Source organism: Sphingomonas sediminicola (assembly GCF_014489515.1).
GTDB lineage: Bacteria > Pseudomonadota > Alphaproteobacteria > Sphingomonadales > Sphingomonadaceae > Sphingomicrobium > Sphingomicrobium sediminicola.
Map to the genome: position 1 here is coordinate 913,643 of NZ_CP060782.1, position 17,048 is coordinate 930,690.

Here is a 17,048-nt window from a genome sequence, read left to right on the forward strand (position 1 = left end):
AGCAGCGAACTAACGGAGGGGAGCCGGCTTCTGCCGGCTCCCCTTTCGTTTGCCTACCTGACTTCAGTTCGAAGGCATTTCATCGTTGCATTGAGCAGAGGTGACGGACGGGAGGCGGCGTTCGTAGCCTTGCAAACGACACTATCTGACGTGCATGCACGCCAGCCATGGCAGGGCCGCTGAAGGGCGTCAGGATAGTCGAGCTGGGCGGTATCGGGCCGGCGCCCTTTGCCGCGATGATGCTCGCGGATCATGGTGCTGACGTGATCCGCGTCGAGCGTGCCGGGATGATCGGTTTCGAGAACGATCCCCTTCGACGGTCGCGCCGAAGCATTTCACTCGACCTCAAGCAGCCGGGAGGTTGCGAGATTGTGCGGCGGCTCGCTGCGAAGTCCGACGGTCTGATCGAAGGATATCGGCCAGGCGTAATGGAGCGGCTCGGCCTTGGCCCGGATGAGTTGCTTCGGACGAATCTAAAGCTGGTCTATGGCCGCGTCACGGGCTGGGGCCAGACCGGCCCTCTCGCTCAGACTGCCGGCCACGACATCAATTACATTGCACTGAGCGGGCTTCTTCACGGCATCGGCCCGCAAGAGCGGCCCGTACCGCCGATCAACTATCTCGGGGATTATGCCGGCGGCGGAATGATGCTGGCGTTCGGCATGGTCAGCGCGCTGCTAGCGGTTAAGGGCGGCGCTGACGGTCAGGTTGTCGACGCGGCAATGAGCGACGGAGCGGCCCTGATCGGGGCGATGACCTACGGCCTGCTCGCCGCTGGGCTCTGGAAAGACGAGCGGGAGGCGAACCTTCTGGATGGTGGGACCGCGACCTACGGGATTTATCGCTGCTCTGACGGTAAGTTCCTGGCGATCGGGGCGATTGAGCCCCAGTTCCAGCACGCCCTTTTCAAGGGACTGGCGCTCAATCCAGGCGCGACACGAGAAGAAATCTCAACCGTGATCAAGAGCCGGACGCGCGATGCCTGGGTGAACCACTTCGCCGGGACTGACGCCTGCGTCGCGCCCGTGCTCGATCTCGGCGAAGCGCCGGTTCATCCGCACAACATCGCCCGGCGCACCTTTCTTGACGTGGACGGCGTCTTCCAACCCGCGCCGGCGCCTCGATACTCGGCGACGCAGATCGACCGACCCGATCCGCCGAGGAGCGAGGGGCAGGACGGAGACGTCATTCTCGGCGAGCTGGGATATTCCGGGGACGAGATCGCGCGGTTGCGGACGGAGGGTGTGCTGCTTTGAACCCGCTCTATGAGAATATGAAAGTCAGCGTGTTCGAGCGCATGAGCCTCGCCGCCGCGAAGCACGGCGCGGTGAACCTGGGGCAGGGCTTTCCCGACTTCGGCTGGCCGGACGAAATCCTTGATGAAGCGGCGCGGGCACTGAAGGAGACCTCCAACCAATATGCCCCGTCGAGTGGGTTACCCCAGCTCAGGCAGGCAATCGCCGACCATTACGGGCGCCATTTCGCCCAGCAGCTCGACCCGGATCATGTTTGCGTGACCAGCGGCGCAACGGAGGCACTTGGCGCGATGATCCTGTCGACGGTCGAGCCGGGTGATGAAGTGATCATCTTCACGCCCGCGTACGACAGCTACGCTCCGATGATCCGGAGGGCAGGAGGGAAGCCTCGCGAAGTCGCGCTTCAGCCGCCCGGATGGAAGATCGACCGGGGCGCTCTTCGCGCGGCGGTCACCAGCAAGACGCGCGCAATCATCTTCAATAATCCTCAGAACCCCACTGGCCGGCTGTTTGGACCAGACGAACTCCAGATCGTCGCCGACATCGCGATCGAGCACGACCTGATGGTGATCAGCGATGAGGTCTGGGAGCACGTCCTGCTTCATGATGAGCGCTTCACGCCGCTCGCGACGCTTTCCGGGATGGCTGAGCGGACTTTGAAGGCGGGATCGGCCGGGAAGATCTTCTCGCTAACCGGTTGGAAAGTGGGCTGGATCATCGCCTCGCCGGAGAATGCGGCGGTTGCGGCGCGGGCGCACCAGTTTCTCACGTTCTCGACGGCTCCGAACCTACAGTCGGCCGTGGTTTTCGGTCTGCAAGGGGTGATGCGTGGATTGAGCCCATGCGGCAGCGCTTCGCCCGAGCGCTTGCGCGGATGCGCACGGGATTGATCAACGAGGGCTATGCGGTTCTCGAGCCGGCTTCGACCTATTTCCTGTGCGTTGACCTAAAGGCGTCGGGCCTGAACGCGGACGACGAGACGTTCGCCACGGCAGCGGTCGAGCAAGCGCGCGTTGCCACGATACCCGTGTCTGCTTTCGCCGAGGACAATCCATCACGACATCTTGTCCGGCTCTGCTTTGCCAAGCGTGACGAAACGATCGACGCGGGCGTAGAAGCGATGGCGCGCGCAAGGGAGCTTTTCAAATGAGCCCGGCAGAGGAAGCCGCATCGATCCTGAAAGAATTGGGAGTGAATGCCGACGGCGGCGATCTTGTCAGCTCGTCGCCGATCGACGGGAGTGAAATCGGCCGAGTCCGCACTGCCGATCCGGCCGAGGCTGCACGTGCGGCCGTAGAGGCCTTCGAGCGGTGGCGAACCGTCCCAGCTCCGCGACGCGGTGAGCTCGTTCGCCTGCTGGGCGAGGAGCTTCGCGCGGCCAAGGAGCCGCTGGCCAAGCTCGTGACTCTTGAAAGTGGCAAGATCCTCCAGGAGGGCCTCGGCGAGGTCCAGGAGATGATCGACATCTGCGACTTCGCTGTCGGTCTTTCGCGCCAGCTCTACGGCCTCACCATCGCCAGCGAGCGTTCCAACCACCGGATGATGGAGCAGTGGCATCCGCTTGGGCCGGTGCTCGTCATCAGTGCATTCAACTTTCCTGTCGCCGTCTGGGCTTGGAATGCCGCACTTGCGTTGGTCTGCGGCAATCCGGTCATCTGGAAGCCGAGCGAGAAGACCCCGCTCACGGCCGAAGCTGTGACTGCGCTTATGAAACGTGCGCTCAAGCGGTTCGGCGATGCACCGGAGGGGCTGGTCCAGCTGGTTCAGGGCGGCCGGGAGATTGGCGAGCAGCTGGTCGACGATCCCCGCATCGCACTCGTCTCCGCGACCGGCTCAACGGCAATGGGCCGCGCCGTCGGGCCACGCGTCGCACAGCGGTTTGGGCGCGCGCTGCTCGAACTTGGCGGGAACAATGCGATGATTGTCTGCCCGTCGGCTGATCTAGCGCTGGCGGAGCGGGCAATTCTGTTCTCGGCGGCGGGAACGGCGGGACAACGTTGCACGACGCTCCGGCGCCTGATCGTCCATGAAAGGGTCGCAGACCAACTTGTCGCTCGGCTCAAGCAGCTTTTCGCCCATGTGAAGGTTGGCGACCCTCGCGAGCACGACACTCTTGTCGGACCGCTGATCGATGAATCCGCCTTCGACGGAATGAAGCGGGTGCTCGGAGAACGGATCGAGCGTGTCGACGCCATTTCGGGTGGTTATTACGTTCGCCCTGCACTCGTGGAGGCGGAAGCGCAGGCTGGGACGGTTCTCCAGGAGACCTTCGCGCCAATCCTCTATGCCTTGCGGTATCGAGAGTTCGATGAAGCGCTGAGGCTGAACAATGAGGTGCCGCAGGGCCTGTCGTCCGCGATCTTCACCAACGATCTGCGCGAGGCCGAGCGCTTCCTTTCGGCAGCCGGATCGGACTGCGGCATCGCCAATGTCAACATCGGCCCGTCAGGGGCCGAAATCGGAGGCGCGTTTGGCGGCGAGAAGGAGACGGGCGGGGGCCGAGAGAGTGGTTCGGACAGCTGGCGAGCCTACATGCGGCGGCAGACCAATACGGTGAACTACGGGACCGACTTACCTTTGGCGCAGGGTATCCGCTTCGACATCGCCCCATAGCTCGAGGCTTTCGTCGGAGAGAAGGGCTGGCCAGAGCTTCTTGAACTCGCGGTCCCACCCGATCAGGTCGTCAGGATCGAGCGGTGGCGCAACCAGAAAGCCCTGAACGACATCGCAGCCGAGCTCGCGGACGCAACGGAGCTGCTCGATCGTCTCGATGCCCTCTGCTGTGGCAACCAGGCCTAGTCCGTGTGCAAGGTCCACGATCGTCCGCACGATCAGCCGTGAATCATGCGCTGAGGGAAGGTCTTTGACGAAACAGCGGTCGATCTTCACTTCCGTGAACGGCAGTTGGCGAAGCTGCAGGAGCGATGAATAGCCTGTCCCAAAATCGTCGATCGCCAAGCCCATACCCTTGATCCGGAACCGGGTGAGCGTGTCCATCAGGCGAACGAGCGGCTGGGTTGCGCCCTCCGTCAGTTCGAGCACCAGCCGATCGGTCGGAACGCCCACTGCGCGGCACATTCGCTCGACAAGGTCGGGGAAATCGAGGCTCTGAAGGCTTACGGCGGAAATATTGAAGGCGAGGCGCGTCTCGAGACCCTGCTCGCGCCACTTTCGCCATTGCTTGAGTGTCGTCCTCAACCCCCACTCTGTCAGCGGGTCGATCAGTCCGTGCTGTTCGGCGAGAGGAACAAACCGGGAGGGTGAGACAGGACCGAGCTCGGGATCGTCCCATCGGACGAGCGCCTCAACTCGTGTAAGCCGACCATCCTTAAGACTGACTTTGGGCTGATAAACAAGGCGAAGTTTCTGGGTCGCCAGAGCGCGCCCGAAACTTTCAAGCAGCTTGCGGTCGGCTGCCGTCATGAAGGCACAACCGGCTTGAGGCGCTTGAGCAAGTCCTCAAGCTCCTCGAGCCGGACGGGTTTCTCGAGCGGTCCGGCCATGTTGAGGCCCTGGGCCTCTCCAAGCCGGAACGCAGACTCCAGGACGCGGCGGTCGAAGCCGCTGATGATGAGGACCGGACCTTGGAAGAGCTCGTCCGAAAGGAAGCGCAGAAGTTCGACTCCATCGACGGGCATGCCCAAATCCATCGCAACGGCGTCCGGCCGCCCGGCGCGGAATTCATCCCGGAAAGCCATGTCATTCGAGGTGACAGTAGGATCGAAGCCGCACTCGCGTGCCGCGTTCGCAACGAAATCGGCAAGCGCCGGCTCGTCATCAATAAGAAGCAGCTGAGGCCGCTTCATCGGCGAAAACTCCTGCCGACACCGTGACCGCAAGTGTGCGCTCGAATGCCCATGGACGTCAAACAAATGAAACCGGTTCTTAACCGCAAGTTAGTTACATTCGTCGCTCGAAATGTGCCGTTTGGAGGCGCTTGAATGTTCGGATCGCTCATTCGCCGGAAAGAAACCCGCCTTCCAAATCCGGAAGACGGCAGTTTCGATTCGACGACTTTCTCGCTTAGCACCGCCGTTCCGCGCCCAAGCGAGCGCCGCACTGAAGAGCGGGTGGCGCCCATGCTTCGCGTTGCCAAGCTCGATGGTCCTTCGGGTGTGCAGCTCATTCGCGTCCGTAACGTCTCAGCTGGCGGCCTGATGGCCGAAATCGGCCAACCGGTCTCGGTGGGCGACATAGTTACCGTCGAACTCTCTTCGCAGAAGATCCCGGATCGGTTGTCTGGATTCGCGACGGAACGGTCGGCGTGAAGTTCGACCAGAATATCGACCTTGGGGAACTGCTCGCGGGCCGCAAGCCGCGTCATGGTTTCCGCGCCCGCCCGCCGCGGCTGGACGTCAGCTGCAAGGCGTCGCTCCGCGTCGACAAGACTTACTACACTGTGGACGTTCACGACATTTCGCTCGGCGGAATGAAGGTCGAGCCGATTGACGAATATTGTCTCGGCAAGAAGGTCGTCGTGGTCGTCGAGAGCCTCCGCCCTATCCGTGGCGAGGTCCGCTGGTACTCGAATCGCAAGGCAGGCATCGTCTTCGACGACGCGCTGTCGTTCGAGGATCTGGCCGAGTGGGTCGGAAAGCGGCTGGAGCTCGCCAGCCTGAAGGCGGCTTACCAAAACAGCTGACGCTTCCTATTTTAGACGCTCCAATCAGCAGGAGCGGATCATGGCCGAACAAGTCGCTGTCTTTGCAGGTGGGTGCTTCTGGTGCACCGAAGCCGTGTTCAACGATGTCGTTGGCGTGAAAAAGGTCGAGAGCGGCTACACGGGCGGATCCGTCCCGAGCCCCAGCTACAAACAGGTTTGCGGCGGAGACACGGGCCATGCCGAAGCCATCCGCATCACCTTCGATCCGGACGTGCTCAGCTACGCCGACCTGCTCGACATTTTCTTTGCGACCCATGATCCGACCCAGCTCAATCGCCAGGGCAATGACGTCGGAACCCAGTATCGCTCGGCGATCTTCCCGCAGGACGAGGAGCAGGAGCGGGAGGCCCGCGCGGGCCTCGATCGCGCAAATGCCGACCTCGATGGCCGCGTGGTGACGACGATCGAGCCGAAATCCGAATGGTGGCCTGCGGAGGACTATCACCAGCAATATTGGGAAGGCGAAGGCCAGCGGAATCCCTACTGCATCGCGACGATCCCGCCGAAGCTTCAGAAGCTCCGCAAGAGTTTCCAGGCGCGCGTGAAAGGCGCAGGCGCTCCCGCTTAACCTCTACGGCGCTGGCGACGCTTCAGATCGGAAGAAGTTGAGGTACCAGGGCAAAGCGTCATTGAGGCCCTGCGCGAGGTTGTGCGTAGGCGAATAGTCCAGGAGGCGCCGCGCCTTCTCGATCGAGGCCTGGGTGTCGCGGACGTCGCCGCGCCGGAACGGGCCCATCACCGGGTCGCGATGATAGTGAACCTGGTGCTGAGCAAGGCCGTGCTGCAACAGCTGGAACAGGTCGAGCAGGCTGGTGCGGTCACCGACCGCTACGTTGTAAACCTCTCCTTGCGCTTCGTCCGGCGCAAGCGCGGCCCGAATGTTCGCCTGAACCGCATTCGCGACGTAACAGAAATCCCGGGTCGTCAGTCCGTCGCCATTGATCGTGACGGTGTCGTCAGTGATCATCGCCGAGACCCATTTCGGGATGACTGCTGCATATGCGCCGTTCGGATCCTGCCTCGGACCGAAAACGTTGAAATAGCGGAGGCCCGTCGCCTTGAACCCATAGGTTCGGGCGTAAACGGCAGCGTATTGCTCGTTGACCAGCTTGGTCAGGGCGTACGGCGATAGGGGCTGGCCAATCCGGTCTTCTCGTTTCGGGAGCTCGGTGGAATCTCCATACGTCGAGCTCGAGGCTGCGTAGATGAAGCGCTTGACCTCCGCCTGACGCGCCGCGTCCAGCATGTTGACGAAACCGGTGACGTTCACGTTGTGTGACGTCACGGGATCGTCGATTGAGCGTGGTACGGAACCAAGCGCCGCCTGGTGGAGGATGAAGTCCACGCCTTCAACGATCGATCGGCAGGTCTCCCGGTCCCGTATGTCCCCTTCGACCATCCGAAAATTGCCAGCATAAACTTCGGGAAGCAGCCGTTGAAGCTCGTCGAGGTTGCGCTGATGCCCGGTCGCAAAATTGTCGAGGCCGACCACCTTCTGGCCGCCCCGCAAGAGGACTTCGACCAGGTTCGAACCGATGAAGCCGGCGGCGCCGGTTACGAGCCAGGTGGCGTTCTCGCGAGCCAGTAAGTTTTGCAGGGTTGCGTTCAAAACTGTCCCGCTCCGTTCTGGCCTCAAAGGCTCCAATAGGTGATGTCGGATCTGAGCGATGCCGGGTTAACGCACGATTTCACGTCGATGAACACTCCTCCATGTTCGATCATGCCTGATGCTCTCGCCCGTTATCGAATCAAATTTTGCATGCGGTACGGCAAGTATGAGCGCCGACAAGTCGGCAAATTCATCGATCGCCTCCATTTCGATGCCATACGCGATTGAGATCGTCCGGGTCGGCCGTCGGGTCGTGAACGATGGGCTCTGCACCGAGTTTGCGTAGCTCCGTGTGAATATCGATGACCTTCGAATTCCGGATATCGGGTACGTTCTCTTGAACGTGAAGCCGAGGATTCCGACGCGCGCCTGAGGTGGTGGCTTACCGCTCGCTGCAAGCAGCTTGGCGACGCCCTTCGCTCCAGCAGTGCCCATTCTGTCGTTCACCCGCCGCCCCGACAGGGTCACCTCCGGGAGGTAGCCGACCTCCTCGGTCGCTCATTGCCGCGATACCTCGCGACAGGACGACGCTCCGTCAACCACGTGGGGCCGCGGCGCGGCGCAGGCGGTCGTTGATCGCGGCGCCGAGACCTTCATCGGGAATCGGAGCGACCGCAATCCGCGGTTTGGCGGAGCCGTCCGCGACGTGAAGCAACTCAAACAGGCGTGCCGCGGCTTCGACCGGATCGCCATTCGCGCTGAGATTGACGTCTCCGCCCGCCTTTCCGAAGCCGATCATGAATTCGTCTTGCGTTGCTTCGGCCGCGTTCAGCCTCAGAGGCTTCGACGGCGCATAATGGCTGGCGAGTTGGCCGGGTGCTTCGATCTCAGCAGTTACCGCTTCAATCGCGCCCGCGACCGAGACCGGCCCGCGCCGCAGTAGCCTTATCTGCCCGTCCGTCGCTGCAACGATGGTGGACTCCAGCCCGCGCTCGGTCGGCCCCGCGTCGACGATCAGCGGAATGCGGCCTTCGAGGCTTTTTAGAACATGCTCTGCCCTCGTTGGACTGATCCTTCCGCTGGCGTTGGCAGAAGGGGCGGCGAGAGGTCTGCCAGTCCGTCGAAGCAGGGCCTGCATGGCGGGATGAGCAGGCACTCGAAGGGCGATGGTCGAAAGGCCGGCCGTGACGAGCGAGGAAATGCCGGCGTTGGCGCGGAGCGGAACGACCAAGGTCAGGGCCCCGGCCAATATTGATCCGCAAGCGCCCGCGCCTCGTTGCTGAATTCGCCAATGCGCTCGGCAGCCGTGAGATCGGGCACGTGCACGATCAACGGGTTGAAGCTTGGCCTTCCCTTGGCTTCGTAGATGCGAGCGACTGCCTCAGCATTGGTGGCGTCGGCGGCAAGGCCGTAAACAGTCTCCGTCGCGATCGCGACTGGAAAACCTTCGCCGATCAGGCGTGCAGCGGCGTCGATGGCCTCGTCGCTGAACGTTAGTATGCGGGTGGCCTCGGGCATAGCGCCGCCGCTATAGACGCTGTGAGCCAACAGCCAAGGATGCGTGAATGAGCTTCGCCTGTCCCGTCAGCGACCAACGCCTCGTGTTGAACCATGTTGTTCGCGTTTCCGAGCTGGCGAAATCGAACCGGTTTGCCGAAGCGACGCCCGAGACGGTCGATGCCTTGCTCGAAGCTGCGGCGGAGTTTGCGGAGGGCGAACTTGCGCCACTCAATGAGATTGGTGACCGGACGGCATCGCGATGGTCGGACGGCATGGTCACCACACCTCCGGGTTTTCGGGAGGCCTATTCAAAGTTCGTCGAGGGCGGGTGGATGGGCCTGTCGGGGCCAGTCGAAGCTGGCGGGCAGGGACTTCCGAACAGCCTGTCGGCGGCGATGATGGAGGATTTCAACGCGGCCAACGTCGCGTTCGCGCTTTGCCCGATGCTGGGCCTCGGTGCGGTCGAGGCGATCGAGGCCCACGGCTCAGAGGAGCTGAAGCGCCAATATCTTCCCAGGATCGTCAGCGGCGAGTGGACGGCGACGATGAACCTCACAGAGTCGCAGGCGGGGAGCGACGTGGGAGCTCTCAAGTCACGCGCGACGCCTACGGGTGACGGCAGCTGGCGGATCACCGGCACGAAGATCTTCATTACGTACGGTGAGCATGACTTCACAGACAACATCATCCACCTGGTGCTTGCCAGAACGCCAGGCGCACCGGACGGGACGAAAGGCATCTCGCTCTTCCTCGTTCCGAAGATACTGCCGGATGGCGAGTCCAACGATCTCCATTGCGTGTCGATCGAGCACAAGATGGGCATTCACGCGTCGCCAACCTGCGTGATGGGCTACGGCGAGAATGGTGGAGCGACCGGCTGGCTCGTTGGCGAGGAACTTGGCGGCATGCGTGCGATGTTCACGATGATGAACCATGCGCGCCTCAACGTCGGGCTGCAGGGTGTCGGTCTGGCCGAGCGGGCGACGCAACGGGCGGTCGCCTATGCGCTGGAACGGAAGCAGGGGCAGCGCTCTGGTCTTCCGATCCGGATCGCCGACCATCCCGACGTGCGACGGATGCTGGTGCGAATGCGCGCGCTCACCATGGCCGCACGAGCGCTCGCTTACTACGCATTCGGCCAGCTCGATCGCGATATCCTCGGCGACCGCGAAGCTGGCCTTCGTGCGGATGTCCTGACGCCGCTGGTGAAAGCGTGGTGCACGGACGTTGGGTGCGAAGTCGCCAGCCTCGGAATCCAGGTCCACGGGGGAATGGGCTTCATCGAAGAAACTGGCGCTGCGCAGCACCTGCGCGATGCGCGCATTGCTCCGATCTATGAAGGAACCAACGGTATTCAGGCCGCCGACTTCGTCCAGCGGAAGATTGGCCTTGACGGTGGCGGTGCCTTCGACGCCCTGATGGCGGACATTCGAGCGGAATCTCTTCATGAAGAGCTTATCGCGCTTGCGGACGAGGTGGAAATCCTGGTCGCAACGGCCCGCAATGCGGAGCCCGGCGACCGGCTGGTCGCGAGCTATCCTCTCATGACGATGGCCGCAGTTCTTACGGCCGGATGGCTGATCGAACGACTGGGCCGAGCAATCGACGCTGGAGAAGCGGACGCCGGCAATGCGGGGCGCAGCGCAGCAGTCGCATATTTTCTGTCGATCGTTGTTCCCGAAGCTCTCGGACTTGGGGCGGGGGCGGCAGCCACGACGGAGCTTCTTTATCGCGCCCCGGCGGAAGAGCTCGCCTAAGCGCTCTCGCGGTCCAGCAGTTCGACGGGATTGATTCCGAGGCGAGCCATGCGGTCGCGGATCGCCGGCCATTCCGTTTCGACGAAGCGCTTGCGCTCGCCGTCGCGCAGGCGAGTGCGGGCGCCCGGCGCAACAAACAGGCCGACGCCGCGCCGTACAGTGACCAGACCTTCATCCTGGAATCCCTGATAGGCCTTCGCGACCGTGAGGGGATTGGCCTGCTCCTCCGCCGCAAGCGCACGAACCGACGGAAGCGGGTCCCCGTCCTTGTACTTTCCGGAGAGGATCGCGTCCGCAATCGTTTCGCGAAGGCGGACGTAAACCGGCTTTTCGTGGCTCGTCTTAAGCGTCATGCTGTTCTAATACAGCACTGCGCAGTTTGGGTCAATCGGAAGGTGGGTCCCATTTCCGAACAATTTCCGAGGGATCGGGCCTCGGCCGCTCCTCCAACTCGCGTCCGGGCGAGCCGAAATAGATGAAACCTGCGATACGCTCGCCGGGCTTCGCAAAGGCTGCATTGACCTTCGGCGAATAGGCCTCCCAGCCGGTAATCCAGCCACCGACGTAACCCATCGCATGCCCGGCGTGCAGCAGGTTCATGGCCGCGGCGCCGGCGGACAATTCCTGCTCCCAGACCGGGATTTTGTGCTCCGGGACCGGCGTGGAGACGAGCACGACGAGAGCCTCGCCCTGACGTGCAAACTGATCCGCCTTTTCGTGGTGCGCAGGGCCTGCGCAGGGGTCTTCCTCCTGGAGCGCCCGGCGCAGGAGTAGCGCGAACTGCTCACGCTGGTCCTTTCCGACGATCACGAAACGCCATGGCGCGAGTTTACCGTGATCGGGGACCCGCATTGCGATTTCGAGGATCTGGCGAAGCTCGTCGTCGGACGGGCCGGGGGCGACCATCTCACGCGGTCGGCCGGAGCGGCGGGTCTTGAGGAGCGACAAAGCTGAGGAACGGTCATTCAACATGTGGCCGGTCATCTAGGGGAGGGGCACGCCTGCAACAATCCGCTTCACAAGCCGTATTTGCCCGTTAGGGTCGCAAAAATTTTTTCGCATCCGCGAGGGGAGACAACCGGATGGTCGATACACCGGCCGTAGAAGAACCTTTTTCGCCCGCATCGGGCCGAACCAATCCCGCCGATAAGAAGACGTGGTTTGGTCATCCGCGCGAGCTCGCCCGCCTGTTCACCACGGAGATGTGGGAGCGCTTTGGCTACTACGGCATGCGGGCGTTGCTTACGCTCTATCTGACAAAGCACTTTCTCTTCTCGGATCAGCAAGCAACCGGTCTCTACGGTGGTTACACGGCGCTCGTTTACCTGACCCCGCTAGTCGGCGGCTTCATCGCCGACCAATATCTGGGCTCCAAGCGATCCATCAAGTTCGGCGCCATCCTGATGGCGATCGGCTATTTCACGCTCGCATTCGGAGGGTCCCCGGCAAAGCCGTACGCTGAGGTCAATGGCCACCGCTATGAAGTCGTCGTCGATAATTTCGTCGACCGGCCAACGAGCGATCCGAACGAGGCTCGCTTCCTCGTGGAGAACGGGCAGAAGCTGCAGATCCGTGGCAATGAAGACGGGTCGGTTTCTCTTCTGAACAGTGGGCAGGAGGCAAAGCGCCTTCCCAAGGGCTCGATCGAGTTCGGCGGCGAGCGCGATCAGATGACGTTGATCATAATGCTGGTTGCACTGTCGCTGGTGTCGGTCGGCAACGGCTTCTTCAAGCCGAATATCTCGACCATCGTCGGCGCGCTCTACGACCAGGGCGATCGCCGTCGCGATGCCGGCTTCACGATCTTTTACATGGGTATCAACCTGGGATCGATTGGCGGCCAGTTGCTCTGCCCATTCCTCGCGGACTGGTTTGGCTGGTGGGCTGGCCTCAGTCTCGCCGGTGTCGGCATGTTGATCAGCTATGCGCTCATCCAGTTCGATGGCGGACGCCTGGCCGGTTACGGCGAGCGGCCCGAGACCGCAAAGAATCGGGACATCACGATCTACATTTGCGCATTGCTCGCGGTGCCGGTGTTCGTGTTTCTGTTCAGCAACCTGATGAATGCCACCGAGGCGGAGGCTGGTTCGGGCTTCATCGGTTACATCGCCTCCCTGCCTTTGATGGGCAAACTGTTGTTCGGAACCTTCATCGTCGCAGTACCCGGCATCCTCGCTTGGTCCTTCGCCAAGGGGACCAAGCAGGAAGCGCAGATGATGACGGCGGCGATGATCCTCATCGTCTTCAACGTCTTCTTCTGGACGCTCTTCGAGCAGGCCGGTTCATCGCTGACCCTGTTCGCCGACCGTAACACGGATCGCGACGTGTTCGGGTTGTTCACTATGTCCGCGCCGCAGACGCAGAACTTCAATCCGATCTCGATCGTCGTCTTCGCTCCGCTAATGAGCCTGCTTTGGCTGGGCCTGGCCAAGCGCGGTCTCGAGCCGTCGATCCCGGTCAAGTTCTCGATCGCCTTGATGGGCGTGGGTGCTGGCTTCCTGTTCCTCGTTCTCGGAACCACTTTCGCCGGACCTGAGAACAATTGGCAGGTTGGCCTTTGGTGGCTCGCTGGGCTCTACCTGATCCATTCGCTCGCAGAATTGTGCATATCGCCTGTCGGATTGAGCATGATCACCAAGCTATCCATTGCCAGGGTCGTCGGCCTGATGATGGGCGTTTGGTTCCTCTCGATCTCTGTCGCGCAATATGTCGCGGGTGTCGTCGCTCAGTTCGCGAGCGTCGAAACGGTCGGTGGCCAGGTGACGAACTTGAAGGTCAGCCTGGATACCTACACTTCGACATTCACGACGATTGCGTGGATCGCTATTGGCGCGGGCGTCGTGCTGTTCCTGCTAAGCTGGCCGCTCCAGAAATGGATGCACGGTGTCAAATAAATGGGTGACGGCGGCGATTGCCGCCGTTTCCTTTTGTATTTCCGGGTGCGCGACCGAGGCGCCGAAAAAACTGGCGCCGCCGGTCCGCATCAACCAGGACCCGTATCCTTCAACCTATCATCGCTATCCGGGGGCAGTGACCGCCATCCTCGGCGCGACTGTATTCGATGGTGAAGGCGGCCGCGTTGATAACGGGACGGTCGTACTGGCCGACGGCGTCGTGCAGGCGGTTGGCGGACCGGACACGCCAATTCCCGCGGGTGCATATCAGATCGACGGCGCAGGCAAGTATGTAACGCCGGGCGTTATCGACGTGCACAGCCATCTTGGAGACTATCCCTCGCCCGGCACTCAGTCGCAGAGCGACGGCAACGAGGCGACCAGTCCGGTTCGTCCTGAAGTCTGGGCAGAGCATAGCGTTTGGCCGCAAGACCCGGGCTTCAGCCGAGCGCTGATGAATGGCGGAATCACGACGCTCCAGATCCTGCCCGGCTCCGCGAACCTCTTCGGCGGCCGGTCGGTGACGCTGAAGAATGTGCCCGCACGGACCATGCAGGGGATGAAATTCCCAGGGGCGCCCTACGGCTTGAAAATGGCCTGCGGCGAGAATCCGAAGCGTGTCTACGGCTCGAAGGGACAGATGCCGCAGACGCGCATGGGCAATATTGCGGTCACTCGCGCCACCTGGATCAAGGCGCAGGCCTACAAGCGCAAGTGGGACAAATATAACAAGATCGGCGGTGACATGCCGGAGCGCGATCTCGCGATGGACACGCTGATGGGCGTGCTCAACGGGCAGATCCTGGTTCACAACCACTGCTACCGCGCCGACGAGATGGCCATCATGCTCGATGTGGCCAAGGAGTTTGGTTACAAGATCACGGCCTTCCACCATGCCGTGGAGGCGTACAAGATTGCCGACCTGCTGGCCGCGAACGGGACGTGCGCGGCGATGTGGGCCGACTGGTGGGGCTTCAAGATGGAGGCCTATGACGGGATCAAGGAAAACATTCCGCTGGTCGACAAGGCGGGGGCCTGCGCAATCGTCCATTCGGACGATCCGAACGGCATCCAGCGATTGAACCAGGAAGCCGCAAAGGCGCTCGCGGACGGTCGCCGCATGGGCCTCAACATCAGCGAAGAGCACGCTTGGACTTGGCTAAGCTACAATCCGGCGAAGGCGCTCGGGATCGCCGACAAGACCGGCAGCCTGAAAGCCGGCAAGATGGCTGACGTGGTGCTGTGGAACGCGAATCCGTTCAGCACCTACGCACGGCCCGAACGCGTGTGGATCGACGGCGCGCTCATGTACTTCAGCGGCAATCCGCATTTGCGGCCGGTCAGCGACTTCGAGCTTGGCCAGCCCGGTGAAGGAGACGTGAAGTGATCCGCTCCTTCATGGCCGCACTGCTTTTTGCCACCGCTTTGCCGGCCGCAGCGCAGACGATCGCGATTACCGGCGGCACGGTTGCACTGGGCGATGGGTCGGACCCGATACCCGGCGGCACGGTCATCATCCGAAACGGCCGCATCACCGCTGCAGGTACCCATGTCAGCGTTCCTCCCGGCGCGCAGGTTATCGATGCGCGCGGCAAGTGGGTTACGCCAGGAATCGTCGCGGGATTCTCCCGGATCGGCCTTTCCGAGATCGATCTCGGGGACGACGGAGTCACGGACGACAAGGCAAGCGGCGGGCCGTTCGGAGCAGCAATCGACGTCGCTCCCGCGGTGAATCCCGCAAGCTCGACGATCGCAGTAAACCGCGCCGACGGCGTAACGCGTGCGGTCGTGGCCCCAACGCCGCGAAGAGCATCTTCGCGGGGCAGGGCGCGGTCATCGACCTCGGTGCCGACATGGAACCGATTACGCACGCGCGTCTGTTCCAGTTCGTCGAGTTTGGCGAGACCGGCGCCGATACAGCGGGCGGCTCCCGAGCGTCTGCCTATGTCCTGTTCCGAAATGCGCTGAAGGAAGCATCGGAGCTGCGTCGCTACGCGCCGTCAATTTCCTCGACCCGTGGAGGCGAAAGCCGGCTTCCGCCGGAAGTCCGCAATCCAAACGAATCTCGCGAATACGGCCCTGACGCCCGGCGTAGCGAGGATGTCATGCTGACCCGGTTCGACGCTGCCGCGCTCGTGCCGGTGCTTCAGGGGCGCCAATATCTCGTGATTCATGCCGAGCGAGCCCGTGACATCCTCAACGTGCTCGACCTCAAGCGCACCTATCCTTCGCTGAAGCTGGTGCTGGTCGGCGCATCGGAAGGCTGGCTTGTCTCGGACAAGATCGCGGCGGCGCGAATTCCCGTGATAGCATCGGCTGTGAACGACCTTCCGGCGACATTCGAGCAGCTCGCAGCGACGCAGTCGAATGTAGGCCGCATGCGCGATGCCGGGGTGCATGTCGCGATCGGCATGATCGACGACAACGACACCCGCTATCTCTTCAACGAGCGCCAATATGCCGGAAACCTCGTCGCACTGACCGATGTACCGGGCGCAAGCGGAGTCCGCTGGGGTGAGGCGCTGGCGATGATCACTTCGCGACCTGCCGAGGTTCTTGGACTCGACCGGGAGATTGGCAGCCTCGCACCGGGCCGCCGTGCAGACGTCGTCATATGGTCCGGCGATCCGTTGCAGGTTACAAGCAACGCCGACGCTGTTTTCATCGACGGGGTTCAGCAGCCGTTGGATACCAGGCAGACCAAGCTTCGCGAGCGGTACAAGGACTTGAGCCGCGACGTGCTTCCGGAGGCCTATCAAAGGTGACTCCGCAGGCCGGCCTTTTCCTGTCGGCCATTGCCTTCGTCGGCCTGCATTTCCTCCTGTCCCATCCGCTCCGCGCTCCGCTCGTCGGAAGGCTGGGAGAAAAGGACTTCCAGGGATTCTATTCCGTACAGTCCCTGCTGACGTTCGGCTTGATGATCTATTTTTACCGGGCCATCGGGCGAGAGCAGCCGGTCTGGACGGCGGGTGAGTGGGTATGGGCAGTTGCCGTGCTCGTAATGTGGCTGGGCGCGATCCTGTTCGTCGGCTCTTTCCTTGGTAATCCTGCGCTCCCCGGCGCGAAACTGGACCGGGGCAAGGTGCCCGCCGGCGTTTTCGCAATCACGCGCCACCCGATGATGTGGGGCTTTGCGACCTGGGCCGCCGTGCACCTGGCGGTCATCGGGACCGCAAAAGCGATGGTCTTCGACGGCGCCCTCATCTTCCTCGCGATCGCCGGGTCGATCGGGCAGGACGCCAAGAAAGAAAAGCTGATGGGCGAGCGCTTCCACGAGTGGGCCGCCCAAACTGCGTTCGTGCCGTTCAGCCGGGGCGTAGCGTGGCCGGGAACGGCCGCCTTCATTGGCGGCACCCTCCTGTTCCTCGTTGCGACCTGGCTGCATCCTTTCCCTGTCGGCATTTGGCGTTGGATCGGCTGACCACTCGC

The 17,048-nt window shown here is 62.4% G+C and carries 17 protein-coding genes and 2 pseudogenes; 12 read left to right on the forward strand and 7 right to left on the reverse strand.

The genetic code is table 11. From position 1 onward, the window contains the following. Nucleotides 1–167: 167 nt before the first annotated feature. Genes H9L14_RS04960 through amaB form a run of 4 tightly spaced genes read left to right on the forward strand, consistent with a single transcriptional unit; the run spans nucleotide 168 to nucleotide 3,869 of the window. Nucleotides 168–1,256 carry a CaiB/BaiF CoA transferase family protein gene (locus tag H9L14_RS04960; protein WP_187709455.1) on the forward strand — a complete coding sequence of 363 codons (1,089 nt, stop codon included), beginning with the start codon at nucleotides 168–170 and terminating at the stop codon, nucleotides 1,254–1,256. Then, the gene (locus H9L14_RS04965) at nucleotides 1,253–2,146 is read left to right on the forward strand and encodes an aminotransferase class I/II-fold pyridoxal phosphate-dependent enzyme (RefSeq protein WP_343070239.1); all 894 of its coding nucleotides are present in this window, start codon (nucleotides 1,253–1,255) and stop codon (nucleotides 2,144–2,146) included. The genes H9L14_RS04960 and H9L14_RS04965 overlap by 4 nt, the downstream gene beginning before the upstream one ends. Next, entirely contained in the window at nucleotides 2,131–2,406 is a 276-nt protein-coding gene (locus tag H9L14_RS16940; protein ID WP_343070240.1) for an aminotransferase class I/II-fold pyridoxal phosphate-dependent enzyme, read from the forward strand. The genes H9L14_RS04965 and H9L14_RS16940 overlap by 16 nt, the downstream gene beginning before the upstream one ends. Then, the gene (gene amaB / locus H9L14_RS04970) at nucleotides 2,403–3,869 is read left to right on the forward strand and encodes an L-piperidine-6-carboxylate dehydrogenase (protein ID WP_187709456.1); all 1,467 of its coding nucleotides are present in this window, start codon (nucleotides 2,403–2,405) and stop codon (nucleotides 3,867–3,869) included. Before H9L14_RS16940 ends, amaB begins: the two co-directional genes overlap by 4 nt. On the opposite strand, the gene H9L14_RS04975 is transcribed toward amaB, so the two are convergent. Both H9L14_RS04975 and H9L14_RS04980 read right to left on the reverse strand, forming a co-directional pair. After that, nucleotides 3,828–4,679 (reverse strand): EAL domain-containing protein, encoded by an 852-nt coding sequence (locus H9L14_RS04975; RefSeq protein WP_187709457.1) that lies wholly within the window; start codon nucleotides 4,677–4,679, stop codon nucleotides 3,828–3,830. The two genes, amaB and H9L14_RS04975, sit on opposite strands and share 42 nt — an antisense overlap. Then, complete coding sequence (locus tag H9L14_RS04980; RefSeq protein WP_187709458.1) at nucleotides 4,676–5,062, reverse strand: response regulator; 387 nt, start codon at nucleotides 5,060–5,062, stop codon at nucleotides 4,676–4,678. Before H9L14_RS04980 ends, H9L14_RS04975 begins: the two co-directional genes overlap by 4 nt. 135 nt (nucleotides 5,063–5,197) lie before the next feature. On the opposite strand from H9L14_RS04980, the gene H9L14_RS04985 reads away from it, so the two are divergent. Genes H9L14_RS04985 through msrA form a run of 3 tightly spaced genes read left to right on the forward strand, consistent with a single transcriptional unit; the run spans nucleotide 5,198 to nucleotide 6,487 of the window. After that, on the forward strand, nucleotides 5,198–5,524 hold the full coding sequence (locus H9L14_RS04985) for a PilZ domain-containing protein (protein WP_187709459.1): 327 nt from the start codon (nucleotides 5,198–5,200) through the stop codon (nucleotides 5,522–5,524). Further along, nucleotides 5,521–5,898 carry a PilZ domain-containing protein gene (locus H9L14_RS04990; protein WP_187709460.1) on the forward strand — a complete coding sequence of 126 codons (378 nt, stop codon included), beginning with the start codon at nucleotides 5,521–5,523 and terminating at the stop codon, nucleotides 5,896–5,898. The genes H9L14_RS04985 and H9L14_RS04990 overlap by 4 nt, the downstream gene beginning before the upstream one ends. 40 nt (nucleotides 5,899–5,938) lie before the next feature. After that, nucleotides 5,939–6,487 (forward strand): peptide-methionine (S)-S-oxide reductase MsrA, encoded by a 549-nt coding sequence (gene msrA / locus H9L14_RS04995; RefSeq protein ID WP_187709461.1) that lies wholly within the window; start codon nucleotides 5,939–5,941, stop codon nucleotides 6,485–6,487. A gap of 3 nt (nucleotides 6,488–6,490) precedes the next feature. Here the strand turns inward: msrA and H9L14_RS05000 are convergent, their stop codons facing one another. The 3 genes and pseudogenes from H9L14_RS05000 to H9L14_RS05010 form a co-directional block, all read right to left on the reverse strand. Further along, nucleotides 6,491–7,528: an SDR family oxidoreductase gene (locus H9L14_RS05000; protein WP_187709462.1), complete on the reverse strand. Its 1,038-nt coding sequence runs from the start codon at nucleotides 7,526–7,528 to the stop codon at nucleotides 6,491–6,493. Between the two features lie 190 nt (nucleotides 7,529–7,718). Next, nucleotides 7,719–7,850 (reverse strand): hypothetical protein, encoded by a 132-nt coding sequence (locus H9L14_RS17350; protein ID WP_187709869.1) that lies wholly within the window; start codon nucleotides 7,848–7,850, stop codon nucleotides 7,719–7,721. Between the two features lie 213 nt (nucleotides 7,851–8,063). Further along, nucleotides 8,064–8,986 (reverse strand): annotated as a pseudogene (locus H9L14_RS05010) (L-threonylcarbamoyladenylate synthase). A 47-nt stretch (nucleotides 8,987–9,033) separates the two neighbouring features. Between H9L14_RS05010 and H9L14_RS05015 the strand changes: the two are divergent. Beyond that, nucleotides 9,034–10,725 carry an acyl-CoA dehydrogenase family protein gene (locus H9L14_RS05015; RefSeq protein WP_187709463.1) on the forward strand — a complete coding sequence of 564 codons (1,692 nt, stop codon included), beginning with the start codon at nucleotides 9,034–9,036 and terminating at the stop codon, nucleotides 10,723–10,725. On the opposite strand, the gene H9L14_RS05020 is transcribed toward H9L14_RS05015, so the two are convergent. Next, complete coding sequence (locus tag H9L14_RS05020) at nucleotides 10,722–11,078, reverse strand: GntR family transcriptional regulator (protein WP_187709464.1); 357 nt, start codon at nucleotides 11,076–11,078, stop codon at nucleotides 10,722–10,724. The two genes, H9L14_RS05015 and H9L14_RS05020, sit on opposite strands and share 4 nt — an antisense overlap. Before the next feature lie 31 nt (nucleotides 11,079–11,109). Beyond that, nucleotides 11,110–11,697, reverse strand: a complete 588-nt coding sequence (locus H9L14_RS05025) for a nitroreductase family protein (RefSeq protein WP_187709465.1) — start codon at nucleotides 11,695–11,697, stop codon at nucleotides 11,110–11,112. A 110-nt stretch (nucleotides 11,698–11,807) separates the two neighbouring features. Here H9L14_RS05025 and H9L14_RS05030 point away from each other — a divergent pair, with 110 nt between their 5' ends. From H9L14_RS05030 to H9L14_RS05045, 4 genes and pseudogenes are all read left to right on the forward strand, one after another. Continuing rightward, the gene (locus H9L14_RS05030; protein ID WP_187709466.1) at nucleotides 11,808–13,619 is read left to right on the forward strand and encodes a peptide MFS transporter; all 1,812 of its coding nucleotides are present in this window, start codon (nucleotides 11,808–11,810) and stop codon (nucleotides 13,617–13,619) included. 37 nt (nucleotides 13,620–13,656) lie between these two features. Then, nucleotides 13,657–15,006 (forward strand): amidohydrolase, encoded by a 1,350-nt coding sequence (locus H9L14_RS05035; protein WP_246444749.1) that lies wholly within the window; start codon nucleotides 13,657–13,659, stop codon nucleotides 15,004–15,006. A gap of 11 nt (nucleotides 15,007–15,017) precedes the next feature. Next, nucleotides 15,018–16,384: pseudogene (locus tag H9L14_RS05040) on the forward strand (amidohydrolase family protein). Continuing rightward, on the forward strand, nucleotides 16,381–17,040 hold the full coding sequence (locus tag H9L14_RS05045) for an NnrU family protein (protein ID WP_187709468.1): 660 nt from the start codon (nucleotides 16,381–16,383) through the stop codon (nucleotides 17,038–17,040). Before H9L14_RS05040 ends, H9L14_RS05045 begins: the two are co-directional and overlap by 4 nt. Nucleotides 17,041–17,048 lie beyond the last annotated feature (8 nt).

Coding starts and splice junctions, on each gene's coding strand:
- H9L14_RS04960 (WP_187709455.1), top strand. CDS start 168: ATGGCAGGGCCGCTGAAGGGCGTCAGGATAGTCGAGCTGGGCGGTATC.
- H9L14_RS16940 (WP_343070240.1), top strand. CDS start 2,131: ATGCGCACGGGATTGATCAACGAGGGCTATGCGGTTCTCGAGCCGGCT.
- amaB (WP_187709456.1), top strand. CDS start 2,403: ATGAGCCCGGCAGAGGAAGCCGCATCGATCCTGAAAGAATTGGGAGTG.
- H9L14_RS04975 (WP_187709457.1), bottom strand. CDS start 4,679: ATGACGGCAGCCGACCGCAAGCTGCTTGAAAGTTTCGGGCGCGCTCTG.
- H9L14_RS04980 (WP_187709458.1), bottom strand. CDS start 5,062: ATGAAGCGGCCTCAGCTGCTTCTTATTGATGACGAGCCGGCGCTTGCC.
- H9L14_RS04985 (WP_187709459.1), top strand. CDS start 5,198: ATGTTCGGATCGCTCATTCGCCGGAAAGAAACCCGCCTTCCAAATCCG.
- msrA (WP_187709461.1), top strand. CDS start 5,939: ATGGCCGAACAAGTCGCTGTCTTTGCAGGTGGGTGCTTCTGGTGCACC.
- H9L14_RS05015 (WP_187709463.1), top strand. CDS start 9,034: ATGAGCTTCGCCTGTCCCGTCAGCGACCAACGCCTCGTGTTGAACCAT.
- H9L14_RS05020 (WP_187709464.1), bottom strand. CDS start 11,078: ATGACGCTTAAGACGAGCCACGAAAAGCCGGTTTACGTCCGCCTTCGC.
- H9L14_RS05025 (WP_187709465.1), bottom strand. CDS start 11,697: ATGTTGAATGACCGTTCCTCAGCTTTGTCGCTCCTCAAGACCCGCCGC.
- H9L14_RS05030 (WP_187709466.1), top strand. CDS start 11,808: ATGGTCGATACACCGGCCGTAGAAGAACCTTTTTCGCCCGCATCGGGC.